At 52.4% G+C, this 6,726-nt stretch carries 5 protein-coding genes and 1 tRNA gene; 4 read left to right on the forward strand and 2 right to left on the reverse strand.

The window, feature by feature from the left end; all coding sequences use genetic code 11:
• Window positions 1-110: 110 nt before the first annotated feature.
• Window positions 111-186, reverse strand: a tRNA-Arg gene (locus HY913_06540).
• Between the two features lie 129 nt (window positions 187-315).
• On the opposite strand from HY913_06540, the gene HY913_06545 reads away from it, so the two are divergent.
• Together HY913_06545 and HY913_06550 are read left to right on the forward strand one after the other, a co-directional pair.
• Complete coding sequence (locus tag HY913_06545) at window positions 316-660, forward strand: P-II family nitrogen regulator (protein MBI4962913.1); 345 nt, start codon at window positions 316-318, stop codon at window positions 658-660.
• A 1,346-nt stretch (window positions 661-2,006) separates the two neighbouring features.
• A complete protein-coding gene (locus HY913_06550; GenBank protein ID MBI4962914.1) occupies window positions 2,007-2,396 on the forward strand; it encodes a hypothetical protein in 390 nt (129 codons plus the stop codon).
• 206 nt (window positions 2,397-2,602) lie between these two features.
• Here the strand turns inward: HY913_06550 and HY913_06555 are convergent, their stop codons facing one another.
• Entirely contained in the window at window positions 2,603-3,124 is a 522-nt protein-coding gene (locus tag HY913_06555; GenBank protein MBI4962915.1) for a gamma carbonic anhydrase family protein, read from the reverse strand.
• A gap of 852 nt (window positions 3,125-3,976) precedes the next feature.
• Between HY913_06555 and HY913_06560 the strand changes: the two genes are divergently transcribed.
• Together HY913_06560 and HY913_06565 are read left to right on the forward strand one after the other, a co-directional pair.
• Complete coding sequence (locus HY913_06560) at window positions 3,977-5,113, forward strand: ankyrin repeat domain-containing protein (protein MBI4962916.1); 1,137 nt, start codon at window positions 3,977-3,979, stop codon at window positions 5,111-5,113.
• Window positions 5,114-5,545: 432 nt separating this feature from the next.
• Window positions 5,546-6,178 carry an ankyrin repeat domain-containing protein gene (locus HY913_06565; protein MBI4962917.1) on the forward strand — a complete coding sequence of 211 codons (633 nt, stop codon included), beginning with the start codon at window positions 5,546-5,548 and terminating at the stop codon, window positions 6,176-6,178.
• Window positions 6,179-6,726 lie beyond the last annotated feature (548 nt).

Below are 6,726 nucleotides of genomic sequence, written 5' to 3' on the forward strand. Positions count from 1 at the left end.
AATTCGGAGGATGGTTGATTTTTGGTAGCAATTCACGGCCGTGCTGCGCACAGAGCATGCAGGAACTTTGGCCGAACAGGCGAACACGGTGTCCTATTCACCAAAACTGTTGGTGCCCCCAGTAGGAATCGAACCTACGACCTGCGGATTAGGAATCCGTCGCTCTATCCACTGAGCTACGGGGGCACGCGCACGTTTTGCTAGATCCAGGCGGGCTGTTGGCCTACAATAAGAACCGATCGACTGAAAGTCAACTGTTTTGTCCGCACGTGAAACGCCCGTGGAGACCAAGCAAGCCAGGACGGGGATACCGCAATGATCTTGATCGAAGCCTTCATCAAGCCATTCAAGCTGGATGACATCAGAGAGGCACTGGAGGAACTCGGGGTCGGCGGCATGACTGTGACCGAGGTCCTGCAAACCGCCGCAGCCGCGACTCACGGCCGCTCCTTCGGTGCGCCGGGAACATCCTCGGATCTGGTCCCCAAGGTAAAAATCGAAATGGCTGTGCCGGACCGCTTGGTTGAAAGGGTCATCGAAGCTATTTGCCTCCACGGTTCCGCGGGCAAACGAGAGGACGGAAAGATCGTCGCGAAACAACTTCACGGCGCAATACGCATCCGCACCGGCGACGAAGGAGAGGAAGCTTTATCTTTCTAGGTATTGGTCCTTGAACCCGGCGGATTAGGCTATGAAACATATACCAGTTGCCATATTTCTTGTCCGATTTGTAGGCACTCCATTCTGTCATTCCTGCGAAGGCAGGAATCCAGTCCCGCGTCCCGCGGGATTTCCTGGGTTCCCGCATTCGCGGGAACGACGGGCGTTATAGCGGTCCGGCAAAGTAGGCTCTTTCGATACGTTCTGAAAACCGGACTGAACATCTCATGGCCAAACGGACATTACTTTTGGCAACCGATATAAGCTCCCCCGGAAAGCATCCCGCCGGATCATCGCCTGCGTCGCAAAATCAATCCTTGTACGCCATCCGAGGGACGAACGGGGATGTTGCGTGAAAACTGGAGCCACACGAAAAACGCGATTCAGGCTGCCAATAGGCTGAAAAGGGTCGCGGAAGCGATCGAGCGACTGCTTCGCATGAGCCAAGAGGGAGCTTGCCCTCTTTCCGTCGGCCCGATGTGTGGAAGTTCATTGTGGACGTTTGTCGATCATGGAAGAAGTAAATTCACGGGACTACGAGAAGTATCTTGACCGGAGTCAGGCAGAAAGTTACACTCAACGCCATTCCTTCTTCATCAATACAGCGACGTTTTGTATAGATCATAATCTTGGGGGACAGAGCCCTTTCGAGGTCAGCGGAACCATCGCTAGCCGGTCGCCGTTACAAGGGCGGTCACTCAATGGCATTTCCAGGATTTGTCCGCTGGAGGTCAAGAGGTATGGGCCTGAGAAAACTTTTAGTGGTGATGCTTGGTCTAGCGTTGGTGGTTCTTTTGCCTTGTCTATGTGCGGCTCAGTCCTATCTGACGGGACTTGGGCAACAGCCGGCCGGTTTTTGGTTAACAAATGTTCGAGGTTTCCATTGGGGGCTCGGTCTCAAGAAATACGCCAACAGCTTCATTTCGTGGGAAGGCGGAGACCAGTATGGGACAGACCCCGCCTTTCGACTTGAATATCCCTTGGACCAATGGTTCGGAGGTCTCGTTGCGACCTTTGTAGAGCCTAATTTGGCCGTTAGGGCAGAGTTTTGGACAAATATGAATTCCGAAACCGGACCGCGGTTCCAAGATAGCGATTGGGGTCCGACGTTCCCACGATTTGTTAGGGTGCCCACCCCTTCCGGCAAAGTCTTCATGACAGAGGCGGACTGCCGTTTGCACAGAGGCCGGTTGATCGACTTATCCATGAGCCTTCCGCTTCTTGCACGAAGTTTTGGCTTCTCGCCCTTGTTCGGATATAGGTATAAGAGTTTTGATTTCAGAACCTATGATAGATTCACAACTTCCTCTATTGGCATTGCACGGCCTTTTGTGCCAGGAGATTTTGTGTTATGGAGCGTAAAGTTGCGCGATTACTATACAGGGGCCCTTTCAGAAATTGCTTTTGACTTTGGCGGAGCTTTGTCTCAGATATCCGTGAAGCTTCAGGCGGATGCCGCACTAACAAAGGCAGAAGCCGTGGATAACCATGTCCAATGGCCTTACTCTGAGATAGTCTTTGACACGAAAGGCTCTGCCTGGCACGTGAGCCTTGAGACGCGCCTTGCTGTGGCTAATATGGCAGTGCTGGGTTGCGCCGTGGATTTCGAGAGAACTCACACTCATGGACACAGACACACCTCGAATCCGTACGATCGAAAAGGTTGGAATAGCGAAGAAACGAGAATATGGTCCGATCAGCTCTGGTTTACTATTCATGGCGAGTTGATTTTTTGAAAACTGGTAGCGAGTAGTCCGGACGTTACTACGTCCAGGTCGCGAAGCGACAGGAGGTCTGGCGGCCGAACAAATTCTTGAACCTGTATGAATGACCCCTTTCCTACCCAAGCACTGGGACATAATCTGGGGGCAGGTCAATGAACCCCCAATCTTATCAGTGGGTTCGTTGACTGGTCTCCTGGCGGTTGATGTGCTCGTCAAGGTCAGGCTTGCTTAAATGATTGGAGATAGCGCCTTGTAAGTTCCTGGTAGGTCCGGAGGCCCTCCTCAATTCTTTTGAGATGTTCAGGACCTGCGACCTTGATCACTTTTGCCGGTGACCCCACCACCACGCTTTCACGCGGGATATATGCCCCAAAGTCAATGAAACTTCCTGCGCCAATAACGCAGTAGGAGTCGATTTTGGCACCGTCGCCAACGATAGTTCCCATGCCCACGAGAACATTTGAACAGATCTCGCATCCGTGGAGAATGCATCCATGTCCGATATGGGTATCCGTATGGACAATTGTCCCTTTGTCCGGAAAGGTGTGGACAACGCAGTTTTCTTGGACATTTGATCCCTTTCCGATTTTCACGTGACCGATATCACCACGCAGAACCGCACCGGCGCCAACGTAGCACCCTTTTTCAATGGTCACGTCTCCAATGAGCACGGCCAATGGATGAACAAAAGCTTCGGCATCAACGAAAGGCCTTTTTCCTTCAAATTCGTACAGTGGCATGGATACCCCTACCTTTTTTAGTTTCGAGAGAACTGGCACCACAGGGCCTGCCCAAAACGGTCAAATGGAGAGCCCACCGCAGGCCCTTCCGGCAGTGCTTCATAATCCTTGTTTAGCACTTCTTGTTTGACACGCAAGCAAGGCTTATGCCATGATTTTTTCTGACTGTCAGCTCATCGCCTGATATCAACCACTTACATCTCATTGGCGGCCGGGCCGGGTCCTCACCGGGCTGGGCCGGTTGCACGGGAAGCGGTCACAGCGCCTTTCCTATAATTAATACATAACTGAAACTGTTTCACAACCGCTTTTCAACTTGGCATCCCTCCGGGAGGAGTTGGCGTCGTTATGGGTCACGAGGATTTTTCAGAGCACACCAGGATAGGGAATAAAGCGGAGAAAAATCTGTTCACCGCAGAGATCGCAGAGAACGCGGAGAAAGAAAAACGTGAAAACGGCTTGCTCGGAGCCTGCCCCGGACCTGATCCGGGGAAATCTGCAGATAGTTCCTAACACGGAAGCGCATAACACTGCCTTCCCAGAGCCAAGCGGGCTAAGGATTGGCTATGGATGTAAAAATTCCTCTAGCAAATCTTCTCGTCGCTTATTGGGTTCTGGAGAATCATTCCGAGCACAAAGGAAACCACGCGGACCAGAGCGCCTTCTTCGCACAGCAGCGATGGAGTCTTGAGAATGCTTACCAGTTTGTCCGGGGCCTTATAGGTCTGGTCTTTGTCTATAAGGTTTTGGTTCAGTCGTGGTTCCCGTGGGACACCCCAGAGAAATGTTTATGGTGTTCGTTGCAATCTCCTTCATCCATATACGAACGGCAAGCAAAGGGGACACCAATAAATGGGGAGGATACAGATCGACGTGCCTAAGCACAGATTCAGAATCGCCAAGAGTATGATCATATTTGCAGTGCTTGTACTTGCCGTTCTGTTGGCATACAGTGCGAGCATTGCTCAAGCAGCCGATAAAGATCCTGAGTTGGTAAGAGCCGCCCGAGAAGGCGACTTGAAAGAAGTAATCCGCCTTTTGAACCAGGGAATGGATATTAATGCCAAGAACTGCGTCGGCCAGACGGCTCTCATGGCTGCTGCCCGCCAAGGGAACTTGGAAATGGTCAAGTTCCTCATTGATAAAGGAGCCGACGTCAACACCAAAGATGATAGAGGCCAGACGGCTCTCATGGCTGCTGCCCGCCAAGGGAACTTGGAGCTTGTCAAGTTCCTCATCGAGAGAGGAACTGACGTCAATACCAAAGATGATAGAGGCCACACGGTTCTCATGTATGCTGCCTTGGGAGGCAACTTGGAGATAGTCAAGTTACTCATGGACAAGGGGTCGGACGTCAATGCCAAGGACATAGCTGGCACCACGGTTCTCATGTATGCTGCCAAGGGAGGGAACTTGGATGTAGTCAAGTTCCTCATCGATAAAGGGCTCGACGTAAAGGCCACGGACAAGTACGGCGAGACGGTTCTCATGTATGCTGCCAAGAGAGGCAACCTGGATGTAGTCAAATTCCTCATCAACAAAGGATCCGACGTAAAGGACAGGGACGACTACGGTATGACGGTTCTCTTTTCAGCCTCCGCGGGAGGCAACTTGGATATTGTCAAGTTCCTCATCGAGAAGGGGCTCGACGTAAAGGACAGGGACAAGGACGGCCACACGGTTCTCATGCCTGCTGCTTGGGGCGGCCACCTGGATGTGGTCGAGTTCCTGATCGAGAAAGGGCTCGACGCCAATGCCAAGAATAGGCTGGGCACGACGGCTCTCATGCTTGCTGCCGATCGAAGCAGACTGGATGTAGTCAAGCTTCTCATCGAGAAAGGAGCTGACGTGAATGCCAAACAGAATACTCATGACAGGGATCCTAGCCGCCTGGGGTGGGGGCCTGGACGGACTGCTTTGGAAATTGCCCAGAAAAAAGGGCACAAGGAAATCGTGGAATATCTGAAAGCCCATGGAGCTAAGGAATGATTCGTGTTTATGTCGGGACTCCACTGTCGTCCCTCTTGAATGGACAATGGGCGGTGGTTGCTAAACTTCCTATCCGGGCGAAAGCGGGATCTTACCTGAAGGAGTGTCGCCGAATGCAGAGCGGGCCGGACTCTAAAACTTTAGTCTACTGCGAATGGGCTTGTGCGGAGCGAAACCCAAGTCAAGAAGCAAGACCTGACCCCATGCCATGGACTGATGCCAAAGCTCCCGGAGGGAGGCAACGGGGCGCAAGGAACAGAGGTCGGAGAATCAGTGGGGTCGCTAGTGACAAGCACGGCGGCCTTTTTCAACCATCAATCGCTGAGAAAAGATTGAGGCGTAGTACATGTCCCGGAAGGCACTAGCCAACCTATCCAACACATGTCAGATCGGCGGATCCAGTTCGCTTTTTCTTTCTCAACAGGAGAGGACATGAATCATTCGAGTGTGAGACGGTGTGCTACGGAATCAGGTATGGTCCTCAGTATGCTGGACACCAGACTGGGGGTCATAAAGTGGCTGATGGTGTTGAGTCTGTTCTTGGTTTTCGCCTGGAGCAATGGTGTGGCAAACGCTGCGTCTCCTGTAGACGAGCAAGTGCTGAAAGCAGCAGCTTGCGGAGATCTTGCTCAAGTCAAGAGCCTTCTGCGCAAGGGCGCAAACCCCAATGCCAAGGACGCCACGGGGAACACGGTTCTCATGTTCGCCGCGAGTTCAGGCAGGCTGGATCTCGTGAAATTCCTCATCGCTCGAGGGGCTGACGTCTATGCCAAGCGTCCAGACGGTCAAACCGTTCTCATCCGTGCCGCTGGCGGAGGCAATACTGAGGTACTCAGACTCCTTGTCAAAATGGGGCTCGACGTTAACAGTAAGACGAGTACCGGTGAGACAGCTCTGATGGTCGCTTCCATGGGCGGCAGACTGGAGGCTGTCCAATTCCTTCTCGAGAACAAGGCTGAATTAAACGCCCAGAACTCCGATGGTCAGACCGCTTTGTGGTACGCACGCATGTTTCTGATGGGAAAAGACGTAGCCAGATATTTGAGATCCATTGGGGCGAAATAGTCTAGCGCAACATCGCGCGGAACTCGGCACAACAGCTTTGAGCCAAGGTTTGCGCAAGGAAAGGAGGGAACATCTTCATGGGAGGCTCGCGAGAAGGGAGATTAGAAGAACTTATGCGGAGAGCAGTAGAGGGTCCCGAATGGTGGGCGAGGTATGAAAAAGAGATAGGAAGATTACTGTATGAGACCGGGATTCTTCATAGACCGAACATGTCTTGGGACAGGTGGCCCAGCGTGAGACCGCCCGGCGCTTCGAAAGGTCTTTTCGAAAATCTCAGGCAAGCCTCCTGCAATCAGCAGTTTCTTGATTGGTATAATGGCCTGTCTCCAGAGCTTCAGAAACGGTGGCGGAGGGGCGTGGAGCTAAGACAAACTGGGTCAGGTCTGCTCTTGGCTCATGTTGAGTTGTCGGGCTCATCCGGCATTTGCGTACGTGTAGTTGAAAAATAAAAGAGGACATGCTTGATCCTTCCGGGGTTTGAAAAAGTCTTGGAAGGAGGGCAAGGCATGTCCACTAGCCTACTGTACCACGCTTTGAACATCGTGGGA

It is taken from the genome of Desulfomonile tiedjei, from assembly GCA_016212925.1.
Taxonomy (GTDB): Bacteria; Desulfobacterota; Desulfomonilia; order Desulfomonilales; family Desulfomonilaceae; genus JACRDF01.

Excerpts from the sequence above, each read along its gene's own strand:
- HY913_06565 (MBI4962917.1), top strand. The coding sequence starts at position 5,546 with ATGAATCATTCGAGTGTGAGACGGTGTGCTACGGAATCAGGTATGGTC.
- HY913_06560 (MBI4962916.1), top strand. The coding sequence starts at position 3,977 with ATGGGGAGGATACAGATCGACGTGCCTAAGCACAGATTCAGAATCGCC.
- HY913_06545 (MBI4962913.1), top strand. The coding sequence starts at position 316 with ATGATCTTGATCGAAGCCTTCATCAAGCCATTCAAGCTGGATGACATC.
- HY913_06555 (MBI4962915.1), bottom strand. The coding sequence starts at position 3,124 with ATGCCACTGTACGAATTTGAAGGAAAAAGGCCTTTCGTTGATGCCGAA.